The sequence below is a fragment of the Candidatus Methylacidiphilales bacterium genome (genome assembly GCA_030054035.1).
GTDB lineage: Bacteria > Pseudomonadota > Gammaproteobacteria > JASGCS01 > JASGCS01 > JASGCS01.
On record JASGCS010000004.1, the window covers coordinates 109,469 to 130,673 of the forward strand.

19 protein-coding genes are annotated in these 21,205 nt (G+C 37.4%); 10 read left to right on the forward strand and 9 right to left on the reverse strand.

Translation table 11 applies throughout. The features are described 5' to 3' along the window. The first annotated feature begins 11 nt into the window (after positions 1–11). Entirely contained in the window at positions 12–305 is a 294-nt protein-coding gene (groES, locus tag QM538_04405) for a co-chaperone GroES (GenBank protein MDI9347727.1), read from the forward strand. A gap of 10 nt (positions 306–315) precedes the next feature. Then, a complete protein-coding gene (groL, locus tag QM538_04410; GenBank protein ID MDI9347728.1) occupies positions 316–1,983 on the forward strand; it encodes a chaperonin GroEL in 1,668 nt (555 codons plus the stop codon). Positions 1,984–2,049: 66 nt separating this feature from the next. Here the strand turns inward: groL and QM538_04415 are convergent, their stop codons facing one another. The 3 genes from QM538_04415 to QM538_04425 are packed head-to-tail and all read right to left on the reverse strand — an operon-like array spanning position 2,050 to position 5,654. Further along, complete coding sequence (locus QM538_04415; GenBank protein ID MDI9347729.1) at positions 2,050–3,078, reverse strand: ABC transporter ATP-binding protein; 1,029 nt, start codon at positions 3,076–3,078, stop codon at positions 2,050–2,052. Beyond that, positions 3,059–4,615 carry an iron ABC transporter permease gene (locus tag QM538_04420; GenBank protein ID MDI9347730.1) on the reverse strand — a complete coding sequence of 519 codons (1,557 nt, stop codon included), beginning with the start codon at positions 4,613–4,615 and terminating at the stop codon, positions 3,059–3,061. The genes QM538_04415 and QM538_04420 overlap by 20 nt, the downstream gene beginning before the upstream one ends. Positions 4,616–4,622: 7 nt before the next feature. Further along, positions 4,623–5,654: an extracellular solute-binding protein gene (locus tag QM538_04425; GenBank protein ID MDI9347731.1), complete on the reverse strand. Its 1,032-nt coding sequence runs from the start codon at positions 5,652–5,654 to the stop codon at positions 4,623–4,625. 47 nt (positions 5,655–5,701) lie between these two features. Between QM538_04425 and QM538_04430 the strand changes: the two genes are divergently transcribed. Both QM538_04430 and QM538_04435 read left to right on the forward strand, forming a co-directional pair. Next, positions 5,702–6,622, forward strand: coding sequence for a branched-chain amino acid transaminase (locus QM538_04430; GenBank protein ID MDI9347732.1), 921 nt, complete (start codon positions 5,702–5,704; stop codon positions 6,620–6,622). Beyond that, positions 6,615–6,809 carry a zinc-finger domain-containing protein gene (locus QM538_04435; GenBank protein ID MDI9347733.1) on the forward strand — a complete coding sequence of 65 codons (195 nt, stop codon included), beginning with the start codon at positions 6,615–6,617 and terminating at the stop codon, positions 6,807–6,809. Before QM538_04430 ends, QM538_04435 begins: the two co-directional genes overlap by 8 nt. A 1-nt stretch (position 6,810) precedes the next feature. Here QM538_04435 and QM538_04440 read toward each other — a convergent pair whose 3' ends face one another. Both QM538_04440 and QM538_04445 read right to left on the reverse strand, forming a co-directional pair. Then, positions 6,811–7,470: a sulfotransferase family 2 domain-containing protein gene (locus QM538_04440; GenBank protein MDI9347734.1), complete on the reverse strand. Its 660-nt coding sequence runs from the start codon at positions 7,468–7,470 to the stop codon at positions 6,811–6,813. 1 nt (position 7,471) lies between these two features. Next, a complete protein-coding gene (locus QM538_04445) occupies positions 7,472–8,572 on the reverse strand; it encodes a glycosyltransferase (protein ID MDI9347735.1) in 1,101 nt (366 codons plus the stop codon). A gap of 13 nt (positions 8,573–8,585) precedes the next feature. On the opposite strand from QM538_04445, the gene QM538_04450 reads away from it, so the two are divergent. Genes QM538_04450 through QM538_04470 form a run of 5 tightly spaced genes read left to right on the forward strand, consistent with a single transcriptional unit; the run spans position 8,586 to position 15,727 of the window. Continuing rightward, on the forward strand, positions 8,586–9,584 hold the full coding sequence (locus tag QM538_04450; GenBank protein MDI9347736.1) for a glycosyltransferase family 9 protein: 999 nt from the start codon (positions 8,586–8,588) through the stop codon (positions 9,582–9,584). Then, positions 9,581–10,702 carry a glycosyltransferase family 4 protein gene (locus QM538_04455; GenBank protein ID MDI9347737.1) on the forward strand — a complete coding sequence of 374 codons (1,122 nt, stop codon included), beginning with the start codon at positions 9,581–9,583 and terminating at the stop codon, positions 10,700–10,702. Before QM538_04450 ends, QM538_04455 begins: the two co-directional genes overlap by 4 nt. Position 10,703: 1 nt before the next feature. Further along, positions 10,704–12,011, forward strand: a complete 1,308-nt coding sequence (locus QM538_04460) for a glycosyltransferase N-terminal domain-containing protein (protein MDI9347738.1) — start codon at positions 10,704–10,706, stop codon at positions 12,009–12,011. Beyond that, positions 11,975–13,420: a bifunctional heptose 7-phosphate kinase/heptose 1-phosphate adenyltransferase gene (locus QM538_04465; protein MDI9347739.1), complete on the forward strand. Its 1,446-nt coding sequence runs from the start codon at positions 11,975–11,977 to the stop codon at positions 13,418–13,420. Before QM538_04460 ends, QM538_04465 begins: the two co-directional genes overlap by 37 nt. A 3-nt stretch (positions 13,421–13,423) precedes the next feature. Then, entirely contained in the window at positions 13,424–15,727 is a 2,304-nt protein-coding gene (locus QM538_04470; GenBank protein MDI9347740.1) for a hypothetical protein, read from the forward strand. Here the strand turns inward: QM538_04470 and QM538_04475 are convergent. The 3 genes from QM538_04475 to QM538_04485 are packed head-to-tail and all read right to left on the reverse strand — an operon-like array spanning position 15,724 to position 18,494. Then, the gene (locus QM538_04475) at positions 15,724–16,785 is read right to left on the reverse strand and encodes a DUF2817 domain-containing protein (protein ID MDI9347741.1); all 1,062 of its coding nucleotides are present in this window, start codon (positions 16,783–16,785) and stop codon (positions 15,724–15,726) included. The genes QM538_04470 and QM538_04475 overlap by 4 nt on opposite strands. 3 nt (positions 16,786–16,788) lie before the next feature. After that, positions 16,789–17,646, reverse strand: coding sequence for a lysophospholipid acyltransferase family protein (locus tag QM538_04480; GenBank protein MDI9347742.1), 858 nt, complete (start codon positions 17,644–17,646; stop codon positions 16,789–16,791). Beyond that, on the reverse strand, positions 17,643–18,494 hold the full coding sequence (locus QM538_04485) for a hypothetical protein (protein MDI9347743.1): 852 nt from the start codon (positions 18,492–18,494) through the stop codon (positions 17,643–17,645). The genes QM538_04480 and QM538_04485 overlap by 4 nt, the downstream gene beginning before the upstream one ends. A 23-nt stretch (positions 18,495–18,517) precedes the next feature. Here QM538_04485 and QM538_04490 point away from each other — a divergent pair, with 23 nt between their 5' ends. Continuing rightward, positions 18,518–19,861 carry a UDP-glucose/GDP-mannose dehydrogenase family protein gene (locus tag QM538_04490; GenBank protein ID MDI9347744.1) on the forward strand — a complete coding sequence of 448 codons (1,344 nt, stop codon included), beginning with the start codon at positions 18,518–18,520 and terminating at the stop codon, positions 19,859–19,861. On the opposite strand, the gene QM538_04495 is transcribed toward QM538_04490, so the two are convergent. Continuing rightward, positions 19,858–21,198: a TolC family protein gene (locus tag QM538_04495; protein ID MDI9347745.1), complete on the reverse strand. Its 1,341-nt coding sequence runs from the start codon at positions 21,196–21,198 to the stop codon at positions 19,858–19,860. The genes QM538_04490 and QM538_04495 overlap by 4 nt on opposite strands. Between the last annotated feature and the right edge of the window lie 7 nt (positions 21,199–21,205).

Consider the following 21,205-nt stretch of genomic DNA (forward strand, 5'->3'; position numbering starts at 1 on the left):
AGAAAATTGTTATGACACTTAAAGTTAGACCATTGCATGACCGTGTGCTGGTCAAAAGACTAGAAGAAGAGCTTAAGAGTCCGGGTGGTATCGTTATCCCAGATTCGGCAGCTGAAAAGCCAATCCGAGGTGAAGTACTTGCCGCTGGTAAAGGTAAGATACTTGAAAATGGTACTGTTCGTCCGCTTGATGTAAAAGTAGGAGACAAAATACTGTTTAATAAGTATTCAGGAACAGAAGTAAAAATAGATGGCGTTGAGTATCTCATTATGAGAGAAGACGACATAAGTGCAATAATTGAATAAGGGGTGAAATATGACTGCAAAAGAAGTTAAATTTTCGTATGATGCAAGAAACCGCATGCTGGCTGGGGTTAATATCCTCGCAGATGCCGTTAAAGTAACACTTGGTCCAAAAGGTAGAAATGTAGTATTGGAAAAATCTTTTGGCTCACCTACCGTTACTAAAGATGGTGTTTCAGTTGCTAAAGAAATCAAATTAAAAGACAAGTTCCAAGACATGGGCGCTCAGTTAGTAAAAGAAGTTGCTAGCAAGACCTCAGATGTTGCGGGAGATGGCACAACTACAGCTACCGTATTGGCACAAGCCATTGTAAAAGAAGGCTTGAAGTGTATTGCTGCTGGGTTTAATCCAATGGACCTCAAACGCGGTATTGATAAAGCTGTTACTCATGCAGTTGACAATCTCAAAAAAATGTCAACTCCTTGTACCACAACTCAATCAATCGCTCAAGTAGGCTCTATTTCAGCAAACTCTGACACTGAAGTTGGCAAAATCATCGCTGATTCTATGGAAAAAGTCGGCAATGAAGGAGTTATCACCGTTGAAGAAGGTAAAGGAATAGAAAACGAACTTGAAGTTGTTGAAGGTATGCAATTTGATCGAGGATACATCTCTCCATATTTTGCAAACAAGCAAGAATCTATGACAAGCGAACTTGAAAATCCTTATATTTTGCTTTCTGATAAAAAAATCTCAAATATTAGAGAAATGTTACCTGTTCTTGAGCAAGTAGCAAAATCAGGAAAGCCATTGTTAATTATTGCTGAAGATATCGAAGGCGAAGCCTTGGCTACTTTAGTAGTGAATAACATAAGGGGTATTATTAAAGTCTGTGCAGTAAAAGCACCTGGTTTTGGAGATCGTAGAAAAGAAATGCTTCAAGATATCGCTACACTCACTGCTGGAAAAGTTATCTCTGAAGAAAAAGGGCAAACTTTGGAAAAATCTGGGTTAGAAGATCTTGGTCAAGCTAAACGTGTAACCGTATCAAAAGAAAACACAGTTATTGTTGACGGTGCCGGAAAATCTGCTGAAATTCAAGCGCGCATAAAACAAATAAAGGCTCAAATTGAAGAATCCACATCAGAATATGATAAGGAAAAACTTCAAGAAAGACAAGCTAAACTTTCTGGCGGAGTTGCAGTAATTCGTGTTGGTGCTGCTACAGAAGTAGAAATGAAAGAGAAAAAAGCAAGAGTTGAAGATGCACTCCATGCAACCCGAGCTGCTGTTGAAGAAGGCGTAGTTCCTGGTGGTGGCGTCGCACTTGTTCGAGCTCGTAAAAGTGTTATGGAAGCAAAAATCAAATGCGATAATGTGGATCAAGAACAAGGTGTTCAGATTATCTGCAAGGTCATGCAAGAACCTCTTAGACAGATTGTCGCTAACGCTGGTGATGAGCCTGCGGTCGTGCTTGCTAAAGTTGAAGATGGAACTGGCAATTTTGGCTACAACGCAGCTACTGGTGAATATGGCGACATGATTAAGTTAGGTATCTTAGACCCAACTAAAGTGACAAGGTCGGCGCTTCAAAACGCAGCCTCAGTCGCAGGGCTTATGATCACTACTGAAGCCATGATTGCTGAAATTCCAAAAGATGAGTCTCATTCACATGCTCCAGCTGGACCAGGCGGCATGGGCGGAATGGGCGGCATGGGCGGAATGGATGACATGATGTAATCGTTGTCTGCTGTTTGATTTTCTCAACATGAGCCTCAGTAAGAGGCTCATGTTGTTTTTAGAGGCTTAGAAAAATATACAATGCTGGAGATCAAAAGTAAAGCGAAATTGATCATGTATTGATAAGTTTATATGACTTCTCGTGTGACATAATAATATTTCACCATTGGGAAGTAAAAGACTATAAGCAAAATAAGGACCTCTAAATTCTTTTTTGATAATAGGTAAATTATATTCACCGTCTGGTGAATAGCATATATCATCAGGTCTAAGAAAAAGCTTTTTAATATTATTTGGAATAATTTGTGATGTGGTAATTGTAATAGTCTCTTGACCAATAAAAATTTGTTGGCCGATTACTTTATTAATGGTAACAAAGCTACCTTCACCTAAAAATGATGCAACAAATTCTGAGGAGGGTTGGTGATAAAGTCGGTAACAGGTATCCCATTGCAGGAGCTCTCCTTTTCTGATTATTCCACAGTATTCAGTAAATATAAACGCCTCATGCTGATCGTGAGTTACCAAAAGTACGCTTACTTTCTTTCTGTCGAGTATTAATGCCATTTCCTTTAAGAGCTGTTCCCGTAGCTCAAAATCAATGTTACTAAATGGCTCATCAAGAATAAGTAACTCAGGATCATGAGATAAAGCACGCGCGAGAGCAACTCTTTTCTGTTGACCTCCAGAAAGTTGATAAGGAAAGCAATCTTTTTTTGGGCCTAAGCCTGTCATTTCTAAAAGCTCCTGTACTTTAGCTTTTTGTAGAGTTTCCGATTGGTTTTTAATTGAGAAAGTGATATGTTCTGTAACTGTCAAATGAGGAAACAGGGCCAAGTCTTGTGGAACCATGCCAATTGAACGTGTGTGAGGCGGTGTTACATAATTATGTGAGTTTACTAGAATACCATTTTGATAAATTTCACCTAAACTAGGATTTTCTAACCCGGCAATACAGCGTAGTAATGTTGATTTTCCACATCCACTCGGACCAAGTAAACAGCCTCGTTGATTTTTTTCTAAACTAAATGAAATATTATTTAGAATAATCTGGTTGTCTATAGCAAATGATAGATTATTTATTTCTAGAAACATACCTATTGTCTAACGTTAAAAAATTTAAAATAAAAACTGAGATAAGTCCAAGGCTGATTAAGGTCAAAGAAAGAGGCGCAGAGTCTATTAATCGTTCGTCGTTTACAAGTTCAAAAACTCGCACTGATAACGTATTAATATCTAATGGCCGAAGCATTAATGTTGCAGGTAATTCTTTGATCACTTCTATAAATATCAATATTGCAGTAAAGAAGAGTGGATCTTTAAGCAGAGGAAAATATAACCCTCTCCATAATGATAACTTACTAGGGTTTAGGATTAAATATTGTTCTTGCATGGATGGTTTAATGTGTTGCATTGATGCCTCAATCGATTGATAACTCACAGCAATAAATCGAATTATATATGCATAACACAACATCATCACGCTACCACTAAATGCAAAACCTAACAACCGAATAAATTTATCATCAAGCCAGCTTGCGATACCTGAAATTGAAATTGCTACGACTAAACCAGGAAGTGCATAGCCAAATGTTGACAGTGGGTTAATTTGATTTTCAATAAACTTTTTTTTCTGCCAAGTTCTGTTTACGAGAATTAATCCTAGACTCATTAGTAGTATCGTGCTAATCAGCGCAATCGCAACGCTGGTAGCGGTTATTTCTATCAGTGCGATATATTTATCAAAATTATCAATGTGAGATGACCATTCTAAAAGTTGATATACTGGAATCCCAAAGCCAAGTACCAGCGGCAGACTACAAAAAAGCACTGCACCTAGATTAGCGAATCCATGCAATGTGGTTCGGTGGTGTTCAGTGTTAGTCCCAATATGGTAATAATTAATTTTCTCCCTTTGTTTTTTCTCAAGTGAGAGAAGTAGAAGTGAAATGGACACTAAGCAAAGAGAAAGCAACGTTGCAGTATGCACATCATTCATATTATTCCACACTCTAAAAATTCCTGTAGTAAAAGTCGATAACCCAAATATTTTTGATAAACCAAAATCAGAGAGCACTTCAAGCCCAATTAGTGAACTTCCAATAACCACGGATGGAAAGGCGATTTTTAGTGAAATGGTTAAGAATAAAGATAGTTGGGATTGCCCCTGTAATTTTCCAATTTCATAATAACTACGCTGTTGAAGAGAAAAACTATTTAGGCAAAGCATGTAAAGATACGGATAGAGTGATAGTCCAAAAATAATCCCCACACTACTATATGGATAACTTCGTATTATTGAAAGATTGGGTTGGTTGCTTTCTAAAAATCCCATAAAACTGTAACCAGTAATATAACTTGGGATAGCAAGAGGGAGTAATAGGGCAAAGCGAAAAAATCGAGCTCCAGTAAACTGGTATTGGGCTATTAGAAAACCGCAGAGCACTCCTATGGGTACCGCGACTAATAATGCGACAACTAATAAACGAAGAGATCCTCGTATATAATCATCTAGTAAAGTTGAGGCAACATGGATAGTGTTGTCTAGATCAAAGCCCAACCCTATGGTTACCAATGACACTATTGGTGCAAGAAAAAAAGTTAGAGTAATTATGAATCGTAGTAATCGCACATTTCCACTATCGCCAACCAGCATTATCTAGAAGTAATATTGCTTCTGGTATCTGTCTGCCAATTTCTTCTAGTGGTAAGCGATCGTACACAATAGGAAAACCTAATTTTTTAACTTCTAAAGAAGGTGGCACATCTTTTCTAACTGGATAGTCGAATATATTCTTAGAGAACCACTGCTGGGTTTTTACCGAAGTTAGAAAGTTGATTAATTGTAGTGCCTCGGCTTGATTTTTAGACCACTTGCTCATGGTAAGGGCTGCAATATTAATATGCGTTCCTTTTGTTTTAGCACCAGGAAACACCACACCAACAGATTTTGCTAGTTCACGATCCTTTTCATCACTTGAAGTGAGCATCAATCCTAAATAATAACTATTAACTAACGCTACGGAGCAAATTCCATTTGCAACATCTCTAATCTGTGTTCGGTCGTTTCCTTGTGGAGGTCTAGCAAAATTAGCAACAATTTTTGATAACCATGCTTCAGTTTGTGATTTACCAAAGTGAATGATTCTCGATGCAATTAGGGCGGGGTCGTAACTATTACCTGAAGGCCTTGCACATAATTTTCCTTGAAATTTTTCATCCGCAAGCGATTCATAAGTCAAGACATTGTTTTTTACAACCTTATTTTTGTTATATACGATCACTCGAGCCCTCACCGCTAGAGCTACCCAATCATTGTCTGGGCTAATTAAATTAGGGAAAATTGATTTACGTGAAGTTATTTCGGGAATCTTTCCAAGTAGTCCAGCTTGTTTTAATCGAACTATATCGTCAACTCCATTAGTGATAATGATATCAGCTGGAGTATTTTCCCCCTCATTGATTAATCGTTGTAGAAGCCCAGAACCAGAGGCTACCGTCAGCCGAATTTGTATATTAGATTGTTTTTGAAATTCTTCAAGTGCTGGTTTGATCAAATCTTCTGCGCGAAATGAGTAAACGGTGATTTCTGAAAAAGCAATTATCGGAAGTGTTGTGAAACACAGAAGTAGAATCTGCGCTAACTTTTTTATAGTTATATTTATAATCATCTTTTGTCACTCATGTTAAAATACTATTTATTATACTATATAGATAAATGAGATTTGATATTAGAGACGGTTACATCTGGTTAGATGGCGAGTTAGTTACTTGGAAAGATGCCAAGATTCATATACTAACGCATTCGTTACATTATGGGTTAGCAGTGTTTGAAGGTGTGCGTGCCTATAAAACAAGTTCTGGAACTGCGATATTTAGACGCGATGATCATACTAATAGACTTTTTGCTTCTATGAAAATTATGGGGATGAGCTGCGATTATTCTAAAGAGCTGATCAATAATGCGCAAAACATAGTGGTTAAGCAAAATAACCTTTCCAGTGCGTACATTAGACCTATATGTTTTTATGGCGCTGAAGGTATGGGGCTTAAAGCCAAAGATTTAAAGACCCATTGTGCTATTGCTGCTTGGGAATGGTCAAGTTATCTTGGCGAAGATAATATGAAACATGGGATTAGATTAAAAACCTCAAGTTACCGTAGATTGAGTGCGAATAGCAGTCTAAGCAAAGCCAAGGTCAGTGGTAATTATGTTAACTCAATTTTAGCTTCTAATGAAGTGGTTGCTGATGGGTATGATGAGGCGCTCTTATTAGATGAAAAAGGCTCGGTTGCTGAAGGGCCAGGGGAAAATATCTTTATGGTTCGTGATGGTACGCTGTATACTCCGACTTTAGAATTTGCATTAGAAGGTATCACTAGAGACACAATAATTGTGATCGCCAAACAACACAGGATACCAATTGTCGAGAGGTCTATTTCTCGAGATGAACTATATTGTGCTGACGAGATTTTTTTAACTGGTACTGCCGCAGAAGTGGTGCCGGTACGATCACTCGATCACCGTGTTATTAAAAATGGAGAGGTTGGGCCCATCACTATCCTCATGCAGGAAACCTATCGTAAAATTGTAACAGGAGTAATCACTGAAAAACCAGAATGGTTATCGTATGTCTGAAAATAAACAAGCCCCAAATTCCAGAAGCTATGTTTCGGTTTCAATACATGATTTACCTTTACATTGCCCCATGGATCACGAATCAAATTGGAATTCTCACCCAAGGGTCTATTTGCCAATTGAAGATGAGCCAAACGGAAAGTTAATTTGTCCGTACTGTGGCACTCTATTTGAATTACAAAAATAAGTTACTGATCAAACGTATACCCAAACCTTCTAATATCTTCTGAAAAATAAGAAGCGACTAAGTCATGAGTGTGGGTGTCGTAATATGTTCTCCAATCTTTGTGGCGGGTAGTAGCTTTTCGCTTTTCAGGTAGTTTTTTAGTTACTATTCCAAGCTTTGAGCAAACATAATGATAATCTTCTTCAAGATGTTCAAATCGTCCTATAAAGTCTAACAATACAGTGCCATTTAAATCTTTTACATAGTTAGATTGCAAATCAATCGAAGTGTCAAGATGGTATTGATATGGTCTTGCTTTGTCAAATTTAAATCGAATAAAATCAGAAAATGTTGAACAGTGGGAGACTAAATGCGGTTGTTCGCGTCTAAGATGATGCCATGAGCTGACTTGGAGATCCCAAGGATTTCTAACAAAGGCAAATTTAAATAGTGAGCTATAAAGTTCATTTGGCAACATTTCTTTTGCGGCGATAGCATGAGCATGTCTAGGGATTTTTGTTCCAAGTCTATGTGCAAACAGCGAGCTAATTTTATGGCACAACCAACGAGGGTAATATTCAACATCTTTCCAGAGTAATGACTTTAATGCTGCCCTCATACTTGTTCCTCCAGTTTTTGCGATATGAACATATAAAAATCGGTATTTTTTTGAGTATAACATGTTAATTACCCTCAAGGAGTGCAAGGTATCGCTTTGCGCTTTGTAATTGTGTGTATTCTTTTACCGCATCTTGCAGTATGTTTTTTGCTTGAGGTTTTTTTAAAACACCTATAATTGCCTCAGCCATGGCAGACGGATTTCCTACTGGGACGAGTGGTGCCACCAACCCACCCTGCAACACTTCTCGTGGCCCAGAAGGGCAGTCGGTACTTACTACTTGAGTGCCAAGTGCCAATGCTTCAGTAAGTGCATTAGGGGAGCCCTCCCATTTTGAACTTAAAACAAATAATGATGCCTGTGCCAGATATGGATAGGGATTTTGAATAAAACCTACACAAGACAGCCAGTCTGGTGATACATCCCAATGCATGGTGCGAAACAATTCTGTTGTGGAACCGCCACCAATTATTATTAATCGTATAGGAAAATGATTTCGCACAAGTGTACATGCTTGCAGTAATGTACCAAAATCTTTTTCCGGACTCATTCTGCCCATAGCAATAAGTATAGGCCCTGATGGGTCTTTAAAAAAATCATGGTTAGTATTTATTTTAGCAAGTTGAAATAATTCTGGAGTAATAACTGGATTAGGAACTGTGTGAATTTTTTTAAGTGGGATGTTATAGCGTTGGTGAATGTCTAAAGCAACCCCCTGTGATACTGCGATAATCCCTGTAGCATCATGGTACGTTGAGGGTAGAGCAAAAGTTCTTACCAGAGTTGAGATTTTATTTTTATATTGTAAAGACGCCCCAAGCGTTGTCCCCACTCGGATCCAATAGTTTAATTTTTTTTGCGTAACTTTAGTTGCTATCCATAATGCTCGAGCGGCCCTGTCTTTTGCAACTAAGATATGTGGGGGGGTTTTAGTGGTAAGAAATTTGGCTATTGCCGGAATGGCTACATAGGCGTGGGTGGTGGGAAGTTTAATAATTTCAACTCTAGAATCAATTGCTGAGAGATGCGGAGAACTATTTTTTATACATAATAATCTAACACTGCGATGCAGTGCGACAAGTCCATTGCAAAGTTGGACGAGCATTTTTTCTACTCCACCTTGACCAGAAAAGGAGGCGAGGATTGTTATTACTTGTTGATTCATTTAAGATAGTAACATGAAAATTTTAATAATTAGATTATCAGCGATAGGAGATCTAGTTTTTACTTCAACTATTTTACCTTACCTTACCGTGCACTATCCCAATGTTCATATTACTTGGCTAGTAAAAAAACAATTCGCAACAATGGTTTCTGGGTTTGAGGGAGTTAATAAGGTCATATCTTTTGATTCAAATAATCTGTTTTCATCAATTACATTAATCCGCAATGAACAATATGATCTCGCATTAGACTTACAGGGGCTATTAAAAACTAGTTTATTATTACTTATTACGCGAGCATATCGTAAAATTGGTTTAGGAAGTAGTGAGGGAGGGCAGTGGCTAATTCGAGAAGTGATTACCAAAAAATCCCAATGCTATAACAAAGACTCAGATCTGTTTGGGCATGAATATCGAAATCTTGGTTGGTATTTAACTGGACAAGAAAAAAGACAAGATCAAGTTAATTATACTTTTTCAAAAGAAATAATAAATAAACGTAAAGAGTTTATCGAAAAGTTACCCCATCGCGAATACATTGTTATATGTCCATTTACTACAAGAATGCAAAAAACCTGGCCTTGGGAAAACTGGAAACGGCTGGTTTTATTGCTTGCTTCTCGCACAGAATATACGATTGTGGTCTTGGGTTCTGAGTTTGATAAGTTCCCAATACCTCATGAATTGAAAGATAGCTCAAAATTGATTGTTGCGTGTGGTTTTGGCTCAATTGAATGGTCGTTTGCTGTTATTCAAGGCGCAAAAGCAGTAGTATCGGTTGATACAGGATTGGGTCACTTCGCTTCACTGATGAATAAACCGACCGTCTTGCTCTTTGGTTCAACAAGACCTTACCTTAAAACAAGTAATGACAGCTCACGAATACTTTTTAAAAATTTACCATGTTCGCCTTGCCACCGAAGGCCAATCTGTGATGGTGTTTATCATTGCATGCGCATGAACTCCCCACAAGAAGTTGTAGAGAATTTGATTTCATTAAAGATAATCAAATGAAAAATAAAAAAATAAAAATCGCTCATATTGAAACTGGCAAGCACTTATATGGTGGTGCCTTGCAAGTATTGTACTTACTCAGTGAGTTAAAAAATAATACTGATTCAGTGTTACTTGCGCCACGCACGAGTGCAATTGCTGATGTGGCAATAAAATTAGGGCTAAACTTCTTTCCACTTTCACATTCAGGTGATTTTTCATGGAAAATGTTTCAAGAAATAAAATCAATACTTACCTCAGTTAGACCTGATCTCGTCCATGTGCATTCCAGACGAGGTGCTGATTTTTTTGGAGGATTAGCTGCGTGGCATTTAAATATTCCTGCTCTGTTAACAAGGAGAGTTGATAATATTCCTAGTATAATTTGGACGGTTTATCAGCATCATTTTTATGATGCAGTTATCTGTATATCACCTGCGATAGCTAAAGTGCTTTCATTAGAGGGTATTGACCAGGATCGATTAACACTAATCTTTGATGGCGTCAATATTAAAAATTGGATTCCATGCCAAGATCAAAGTACACGTGCCCAGCTAAGGTCTGCATTGGGAGTTGCGCCAAATCAAAAGCTTTTTTTAGTAGTAGCACAATTAATTAAGAGAAAAGGGCATCTGGTCTTGCTCGAGGCCTTAAAAAAACTTCCAGAATCGTTTTCATATAAAGTGCTTTGCTACGGAAAAGGACCAATGCAGGATGAGATTCAAAATACTATCAATTCCTATGGGTTGTCTGAAAAATGTATCTTAATGGGTTTCACCAATACCCTCAATCAGATTTTGCCAATTGCAGATGCGATAATTCATCCTGCTTTTCGTGAGGGGTTAGGAGTTAGTCTATTACAAGCTGCTTCTTGCGGGATCCCAATAATCGCATCAAGTGCTGGAGGTATCAAGGATGTGTTCACCCATCAAAAAAATGCATATCTAGTTGAGCCTAACCAACCTGAAGCGCTGAGTCTCGGTATTAATTTATTTTTTAACAACAGTGACCTCTTTGATCAGTACGCTATTCAGGCTCGCGAATTAATCAGCAAATTATATTCTCATGAACAAATGGCTTTAGAAAATTTTAAACTCTATAGAACAATATTAGAAAAAAGAGCCCGGATAATTATTTAATATGACATGCGCGTTAAAAAAATATTTTATTTTAACGCTGTATGAGGGTGTTCAATTGTTGAGTATCCCGATGCTAGTCTTTAGTTGGCTCTATCGCTCATTTGGAAGAACATACCCCTACTCACATAAAATGCTAGAACGATTCGGTTCTGGCATTTCGTTTTCAGAAAATAAAAAGTTGATTTGGATACATAGCGTTTCTGTGGGAGAATCAAAAATTGCCCATGGGGTACATGAATCCATCCAAAAATATTTTCCCGCCTATGCCATACATTTGTCCTGCACAACCCCCACGGCACGAGCGCTCCATGATCAGTTTTCTAGCAATACCCTTAATACTTCTGTCAGTTATTTACCAATTGATGAGTATTGCATTTCGTATCAAACTTTTAAGAGAGCAAATCCTAAATTATATCTTAGTGTCGAATCTGAGCTCTGGATAAATCATTTTTCTAATTTACGAAATTTAGACATTCCTGTTATTTTAATCAACGCAAGAATGAGTGCTACAAGCTTTAAACGATGGAAAAAATTCTCAAGCCTTTTTAGCATGATCGCTAATCAAATTACATTAATATGCTGTAGAGGTGAACAGGATTATTTGTATTTTTCCATGCTCGGTATGCATGAGTCTAAATTAAAAATTACAGGAAATCTTAAGTATGACACCTATGAAGCCTCAAAAGTTCAAATTTCCAAAGAAATTGCGAAGATACAACAAACAAGAATGCCTTGGCTCGGTGCCAGCACCCATGATGGTGAGGAGTTAATTCTCGCACAAACCCACGTAGAGCTTTTAAAAAAATACCCGAATGCCTTGTTACTTCTTGCCCCACGACACCCTCATAGAAGTGAAGCAATAAAACAATGCCTTGAACGATTGGGACTTTCAGTCTGTGTTCGAAGTCGTGGTGAAAATTTAGATAGCTCACATGCAGTATACCTTTGCGATACTTTGGGAGAGTTAGGGATGTGGTATCGAATCTCAAGATTTGCGTTTATAGGTGGAAGTATGCCTCCTCATGGTGGGGGTGGACATAATCCAATTGAAGCAGTGATTGAGCGTTGCCCTGTCATAACGGGAAATCAGATATGGAATTTTCAAGAAGAGTACGACTTACTTGCGAAAGCCCGAGGATGTCATATCGTGAATTCTCCTAGTCAATTGACATTTGCTGTGCTATCCTACAGTGCTTCGGAAAGTAACTTGGAAAATATTAACCACCATGCTTTCAATATAGTAATGCAACAACGGGGAAGTATTGATAAAATGTGTCATGCGATTGCACCATGGCTTCCTCTAAAGTAATAAACCCATCTGTTGATAAAATTTCCCAGACAAAGATTTTAGTCATTGGGGATGTTATGTTAGATGTGACTCATGTGGGGCATGTGCAGCGAATTTCTCCTGAAGCACCTGTTCCGGTATTAGAACTTCATCAGGTTAAAAAATATCTTGGTGGAGCGGGAAATGTTGCAAAAAATTTGGCTTCACTTGGTGCCTCCGTTACTCTGATTGGAAGTGTTGGACGCGATCAACCGGGTAAAAATATAATTTCATTGTGCGCGCAAAGTTCAATACAATTCATTCCAATCTTTCACCATGGACCAACAACTGTTAAAGAACGATTTACCACAACTCAACAATTACTTCGTGTAGATAGAGAGGAGAAAATTTCAGTTCAAGAACACCAGTTGGTTTCTGCGATACAATCTACTATTGCAAAAGTTGACGCTGTTATTATTTCTGATTACGGAAAAGGCGTTTGTGATAATCTTAAGGCTGTTATTGCCTTGGCCAGAAAAAAAAGCATCCCCATTTTTGCTGATCCTAAAGGCAATTCATTTAAGAAATACTATGGAGCTAGTTATTTAACTCCTAATCTTAAAGAATTTGAAACTGTTTATGGTCCAAGTAGCAACGAACAAGGCTTGCTTACAAAAGCAAAAAAAACAGTGCTTCAATTATCAATACAAGGCGTAGTAATTACGCGAAGTGAAAAAGGTGTTACCGTATGTACAAAAAATAACAATTTTTCTATCCCAGCAAACGCAAAAGAAGTGTTTGATGTTTCTGGCGCAGGGGATACTTTTATTGCGTTTTTTGCACTCTGCCTTACCATAGGCTATCCACTTTCTGACTCCATCGCTATAGCAAACTCGGCTGCAGGTATGGTGGTAGGTAAGCGGGGGGTAGTTTCTCTCAGCATGGCAGAGGCACTTCCTTTGTTTTTTACCGGTCAATCAAACAAAACCATTACCCTTGAACAGGCCCGAATGCTTGCAAAATGCTTTAAGCAGCTAGGTAAAAAAATTGGATTTACCAATGGTTGTTTTGATTTATTACATAGTGGGCATGTCTTCTCATTGCAATATGCTAAAAAACATTCAGATGTGTTATTTGTTGGTATTAATGACGATGGTTCTATTCGCATGAATAAAGGCCCCACAAGACCGATTTTGACATTGCAAGATAGAATCCCAGTCATTGCTTCGCTTTCAGTTGTTGATTTTGTTATTCCATTTTCTGATCGAACCCCACTGAAGATAATAAATGCAATTAAACCAGATATATTGTTTAAGGGATCGGATTACACCGAAGCAAATGTGGTTGGTGCATCACAAGTTCGTCGTTGGGGCGGCCAAGTTTCTATAGTTCCTTTGCAAAAAGGTAAATCTACTAGTGAGATAGTGAAAAAAATTATTTCAATTCATTAATACATGAATAATGCTTTTCCAGTCGTTCCTTTTCGTGATAAAAACTACCTGATATCTTTTGCACTACTCTGTCTAAGTGCTTTTATTATCTCAGCTTCTGCGTTGTATCTATATAAGGTATATCTTCTTAACACTACCCTGGCACAGGAGCTACTCCAGAGTGAGATCAAAATTACAACCAGCTACCCGAATACCCAAACCATTCAAATTAAAAATAAGGCTACTTCCCTTGGTCTTTTTGCCTGCGATCAGGTAACGCTTCCTGGTAATATATTTTTAGGTACAACCTCTAGTGTGGCAGAGATCCAAGCAATTGATGATTGCGCTTTGCTGGCTGGCTGGTTTTTAATACTTGACCAACATGGTAAGCGTAGAGTAACGGCATCTCAGAAATTACAACTTAATCGACATGAAATTTTTGTTGGGCGTGATAGTAATGTATCGTTAGGAAGCAGTGTAACGATCGCTAATGCCAGTTTCACGGTTGCTGGAATTATTCTCGAGCGAAGTGATAGTGCGGTTAACACCTTGTCTATTGTGCCTCAAGTGGTTATGAGATTAGATGACGCAACTGAATTAAATATGTTACGTGCGCAAAACCGAGCTAGTTACGCTACGTTATACAGTGGAAGTGTACTTTCCATGCAGTCGTTTCGATCCTATCTCAGTGAAGCCCTGCAAAAAGGTGGTTTTAGGGTGCTGGATTCCACTAAACCCGACACGCTTCCTTTGCGCGCAACTAAAGCGGTATATCAGGTCGTAGCAATTTACGCCATATTTTTTGCCATTTTGTCAATACTATTATTTGTTCAATCCAGTCAGTCTCTTATTCAACATGAAAATAATTTGCGCACACTACTATTTCACCATGGTGTCTCAGCTCGTAAGTACTGGAAGTATGTCGTAACCTTGTTGCTATTGCAATGGTGTGCAATTTTTATTTGTGTTGTCCCTTGTATTGCTATTCTTTATCTGATCATTCCTTACTATCTGCCGTCGGTGGCACAAGCGTTGTTGATTATTGGGGTAGTGCTTAGCGTTCAAATGTTAATTAGTGTATTGATTAGAGTACATTTCACAAACGCGATAGATCGTATTATATTTCTTGGTGCGGTGATTTTACTTGGTTTTCCAAGTTACAGTGTTTTTATTTTTTCAAAGACTGTCTTCACATCTTCATCAATAATAAAAATGGTTGGAATAGGTGGGCTATCAATTCTTGCAATATTCGCAGTATTTTCGTTTAGTTTATTTTTAATTCGCAAAATTACTAGGTTACCCGCTTGGGGATATATTGCGATTACCATGAATAAACACTCACTACAACCGTTTGTAACTTTTCTAGGAATTTCTATCGTACTTGTTCTTGTTTCTTACACGCAATTACTTTCAAAAGCAGTTACCAATAAGTCCAATCAATTATCACAGAGCAGTATTCCAAATATGTTTGCGCTAGGTCTTTCGCAGCCAGTGATTCAATCATTAACCGAAAACAGTGAGAGGTTGGGAATTAAATCGCTAATCGCTAAACCTTTATATCGGGCAAATAGAACGAACATAAATAATCAAGAAGAAGATGATAATCGTGAGATAAATATAACTACCGATGCCACGGTTGCCAGTATTTCGCTTGAGAAAAACTATGCTAAAAGACAAGCAATAACATTGGGAGATGAGTTTACGTTTTCTTTATATGGTATAGAGATTTCTGGAGTGGTGAGTGAATTAAGAGAAGTGAGATGGGAATCATTTGAGCCAAATTTTTTTATTTCTGTTAACCCATCTTTAGTTGTTGATTTTCCACATAGCTATATCGCATCTTGGTATTTACCTCAATCTACTTTTCAAAACACTATTTCACTGCTAAAACAATACCCATTCGTAACGGTATTTGATTTGCGATCAATCATTGCCCAAGCTGTTTTTCGTTTAGAATTTATCAAACATATGATCTGGTTGTTAACTGGTGCGGTCTATGTGTTGGTATTGCTATCATTGCTTTCGCAAGTATTCCAAACTCAATTTATAAGATTACAAGTCGTACAAAATTGCTATGATCATGGGGTGTCAATTGCGTATCAAAAAAAACAGTACCTCTATGAGCAAATATTTTATTTTGTGATTCTATGCCTCCCATCACTAACAGGAAGTCTCTATTTATTTAGAAACACTGAAGATCTCTTGGAGCTCTATCCGCGAATGAATTTAATCTCAAGTATCAGTACTGGTATTTCAAGTTCTCTGTTGATACTTTTGTTAATAATTGTGATTAGTTTTATTGCCCTGTATCCAAAAATAAAGCGTTAAAGAGTTTTAACAATCTTACAAAATAATTCAAATCGTTCTTTGCTCAATGTCAAAGCTTGCTTTTTCCAAATTGAAGTATTAGGGTAAAAAGCGTTTTTTAGTTTATTTTTAGCATGGAGAAATTGTTTTTTTGAGCAAGACCCAAACCAAGCCGCATGTTCAATGCGTAAAGCTTCTAACATCTCTTCAACTGAAACCGTACCACATTCTAATGCTAGGGTAATGCATGACATTGATCGTTTTAAGGCACAGTATGAATCAACCGCGCTATTAGTTTCATTGGTGACTCGTTGTCCAGTAGCAAGATTTTTATCATCTAAATTAGCAATTGGGCCAAAAAGTTTAATCATGAGTTTTTGTTTTTTACTTCCCGGCTCATAGGTAGACAATATATCAGGGTATCCAGATGGGCCAAGTCCAGTATGTAAATCACAATACAGTAAAGATGTTACACCTTCTAATGTGCTAGTAAGTATATTTTCAAAACATAATCTCGACCAACTATGCCCATATCCAGCAAATTGCAATCCTTCGGGATGGGTAGTTTGACCTCCAAATAAAGCTACTTTGAGCTGGTCAATGGAGTAGCGTTTTTCTAATTTATTTTTTACTTTAGCTGCACGATCTAACTCTGCTCGGGTAAGATTTTTGAGACACATCCATGGGTGTACTTTTGCATAAGGCTTATTAAATGTCAGTGGAGGTGTATCCCAAAAATTTCTATTAATATCTATGTTATTTTCATTGTACCTTCGTATATGCGAAAAACCCCAAGGATTGATGGCATGAACATGAATGAATCTTATTGTTTGATTTTTGAAATGTGGATCTTGCATGAGCATAGATTGCACCGCGCTGCCATAAAATCCTTCCACTCCGTGCGTGGCACTTACCGTCATGATTGCACAAGGTCCTTTTCCCAATATTGCAACATCAGTTGCAAGCGTTTCGTTTTCTGCGCCACGCAAAGGATGAGGATAGGTTGTGATTTCTGCGTTATGTTTTTTGGCAAGTGATAAAAATTTATTCCTCGCTTGTAAATAGGTATGAGAAAACATAAACTATTTTACAATCCGATATGACCAAAGATACTGATCGGGGTAAGCATTAACTTGCATCTCTAAAAATGTATTTAATCTATTTGCTTCGTCAAGTAGATTATGTGAGATAGTATCTCCAGTCCCATACCAATGAAAAGAAACTTCGTGTTTTCGCATACATTGATTGTTTCTACCGCATAGCATAATTAGTACCGTGGATTTGGTAAAAGTAGCTAATCGCGAGACGATGGTTAAAGTAGGTATCGAAATATTAAAAAAAGAAGCGGAAACTATTCCATGTTTGGTGTGTTTACCTTGATCTGGTGCTATCCAGCAGATTTGATTTTGTTTTAATAGTGAAATTATCGTTTTAAGTTGGTGAGACTGAATTGCACCTAGTGCATATCCTTTTCTATAGGAATATTGAGCGTCTGCGATAGTTCGGTTGTTGTTAATTTGATATGTGCAGTAGCTTGGATACAGTGAGTTCAGTATATAAAAACCAATCTCTAAATTTGCGGTATGAAACGCAACTACGATTGTACCTTTACCTCTTTCCACACTTTTCTTAAGCAACTCAGTTCCGGTCAGCGAAGCGTTGTTTGCGGTTTCCTTTCTTTTTTTCCAAGCATCCATACATTCTGGTATGGTGTACAGCGAATGTAGTACATTATTACAAAGTAATTCTCTTTGTTGTATTGATGACTTATTTGAGAAAAATATAGATATATTCTTTTGAATCTGCGAAATAAATTTGATTGGTCTAATGGTATGTAGGCTAATCAATAAAGTTCTAATAATTCTAAGTATGGGTAATAAAAAAAAGTCTGGTAATGTTCTTACTAGACTTGCAAAGATTATTAGAAAAGATATATTCATGGATTGTAGTAGCGTGCGCTGTTTTTAAATCTGCGATGGATCCATAAATATTGATTTGGGGCGTAGGCGATATTTTTTTCAACATACTGAATTGATTGATGGATCTGATCATCAATGGTTGCAGACGAAAAGTCTATGGTAATTGGAGGCTGAACCATAATATGTATACGATCGCTTAAACCTAACCTGACACCTAGTACAGGTAGCATGACAGCCCCAGTAAGCTTTTGTAATCGTAAGTGGGTATCCCATTGAGCAATTGGAATGTTCATAAAAGGGTAATTATTGGCAGATTTTCTTTCTCGAATACCATGATCAGGGTTAAAAATTAAAATTTTATTTTTGCGAAGTAGTGAAACGCATCTGTGCATATTTTGAACTGCAATTATTTCTTTATAGTATTTTTTTCTAAAATACACGATAATTGAATTCATCAACTTGCTATGCGCAGGTTTATAGGTGACATAAAGAGGGTAGGGTACGAAGTGTGATAACCCTGCTCCAATATGCTCTATGTGCGCCATATGTGGGATGAGAATGAGTATTGGTTTATTCATTGCAACCGTACTGTGTAAGTGATCTAATCCAGTAATGGTAAAATTATTCTTAAAATGATTTTCTGAAGCGCTCCATATTGTAAAAATAGATAGGGTGCTAAATATATTGGAACGCAAAGTCTGCCGGATGAGTCTCTTTTTCTGTTTAATGGTAATCTCAGGAAAAGCCAATGAGATATTTATGAGAAGGATTTGGTATCGGCTAATAAAAACGATGGGAAAGATAAATATAAAAATGTTGGTAATCCACTTTCTTACCATGCATGAAATTATATCAATTATATTGTTCATATGTGTTGTATTATATTCTAGTTATGAAATTGGCAATATTTGGTAGTGGATATGTTGGATTGGTCTCCGCAGTGTGTTTTAGCGAAGTAGGTCATAGTGTCTTTTTGATAGATATTGACAGTAAAAAGATCGCTTCAATTACTAAGGGCACGGTACCTTTTTATGAGCCACGATTAGATGAATTGCTATTAAAAAATATTAAAAAACAAAGTTTGCAAGCCACTACAGATCCTTCATGTATCACGCAGTGTGATATTATTTTCATTGCAGTAGGCACGCCAAAAAAATCAATTGATGGATCTACCGATCTCAGTGAGGTGCTGTCCGTGTATAATTCAATCGCACCACACATACATTCTGAAACTATTATCGTGCATAAATCTACGGTGCCAGTAGGCACTGCGCATGCTATGAAGAAGCACCTTTTGAAGTTACTTGCAGAGCAGAAGCGAAGCATTAATTTTACAATAGTCTCAAACCCTGAGTTTTTAAAAGAAGGTAATGCGGTGAGTGATTTTATGAGTCCTGACAGGATTATAATTGGAACGGATGATGAGCAGTCTGCAAAACGATTATCGGAAGTATATGAGCATTTTAATCATAGAACTCCTCGGGTACTCTATATGGATGTGGTATCGGCAGAATGTACTAAATACGCATCAAATGCATTTTTAGCTACCAAAATAAGTTTTATGAACGAACTAGCCAGTCTTGCTGAGCAATGTGGAGCAAATATTGACTCTATTAGAAAAGGTCTCGGTTCTGATTCAAGAATAGGTCCGCATGCTCTGTATGCTGGTTGTGGTTATGGTGGCTCATGTTTTCCTAAGGATATAGATTCTTTGATTCAATATGCCGAACAGCTACATATCTCCTTAAGTATTCTTAAAGCAGTAAAAGCTGTAAACACAAAACAACAGCAAATACTTCTAAAGAAAATAAAGAAAATATTTGGAGAGTCGTTGCAGAACCGGCATTTTTTAATATGGGGGCTTGCCTTCAAGCCAGAAACTGATGATGTTCGAGAAGCTTCAGCGGTTTATTTTATTCAAGGGGTAATTCAACATGGGGCAACTGTTACCGTGTATGATCCTGTGGCAACTGAAACTGCTAGAGAAAAACTTATTGAATTAGATGTCCCTATCAATTCAATACATTTTTCTAACCACGCCTATCCATCAGGTCCTTTTGATGCATTGGTCATTGCTACTGAGTGGAAAGAGTTTTTAGTACCCAAGTGGGATCTGCTCCGAACCATGATTCCTAGTCGGACATTACTTGACGGTAGAAATATGTATAAACCAGAACTTGTTAATCAAGAATTATTTAAATACTACAGTATTGGTAGGCCTCAGCCTCAGCCCTAGTTAAAATAAATTGAATAGTTGCGCAAGGTTTGATAATTGAGCTTACCCGCAATTGCGTGCAATGATAAAAGATTATAAATATATGTATATCGAACAAGCGCCAGATCTCTTTTAGCATTTTCGCTGTTTGCAATAGCTTGGACTAAGTCGCTCGTAGACTGAATACCGACTGAAAAACCAGCTCGTATCGCCTCTTCGGCAACTTTAAATGATTTGTAGGATTGTTCCAGTGCCTTTACTTGTCTGATAGTGCTTATGAGGCCTTGGTAAATGTTTTTAGTTTGAAGTTCAATCTGTATGGTGGTTGATCGCGCTTGCTCTGAAGCAATCTCTCTTTGGAGAACTGATTCTTGTATTTGACCTAACAGTGGGGCATTGTAGAGCGGTATGGTGAGTGTTAAATCTACAGAATAGTTAGTATTTTTTTTATTTGGATTAACAAAACTTGCAAATGGTGAGGTGTATTCATTGAATTTTGTAGTGTTTACTCCATAACGAACACTCAAATCTAACGCTGGGACATATTCGGCCTCAGTTCTACGCACAGCATATGCGGTAGAAACTTGGTAATTTATAGCACTCAAGAGATTGGGATTTTGGGCAAGCGCCAAATCAATCCACTCTTGTTGAGATATTGGCGGAGGGATTTCTAACGGAATGCTGGGTGAGATGGATTTTAGCTTGGCGAATTTTTTCCCTGTAACACTCTCTAACGAGTCATACTGTTGTTGTAATTGTTGCCCTGCAGTAAGTAAGCCAACTTCGGCGTTATCGTATGCTGCTTTGATTTGCTGTAATACGGTGTTAGAAACAGCACCTACTTCAAATTGTTTCTCAGCAAGTGCGAGTTGGGTTTGTAATGATTGTTTTTGAGAAAGAGCAGATTCGTAGACATCTTGAGAGTAAGCGGTATCAAAGTATAGTTTGGAAATCCTTAATAGAAATTCTTGATACTGCGTAGTTTTTTTATGTTCAATAGTTTTTCGAAGGTACTCTGATTCTTCGCTGAATGCAACGATAGCTTGGTTATAGATTGGTTGTTTGATGGTAAGTTCATAACTATTTTGAATATTTGATTCTTTAGTGTTTTGTGAAAATCCACCAATAGAATTTGAAAGATTGGTGGATTGTTTTCTGGTTCCAGTGATGTTAATTGATGGATGGCTAAAACTCCACGAAGTGTCTATTTTTGCACTTTCTAAATTTGTTTGAAGGTTGCTAATTTTAAAGCTTGGATCGTTTAAGGTTGCGGAATCTATGATTTCAATAAAATTTTCTGCGTGGATGTTGCATAGTAGTAGTGAGCTCATTAAAAAGACTGATAATGTTTGTTTCATATTGTAA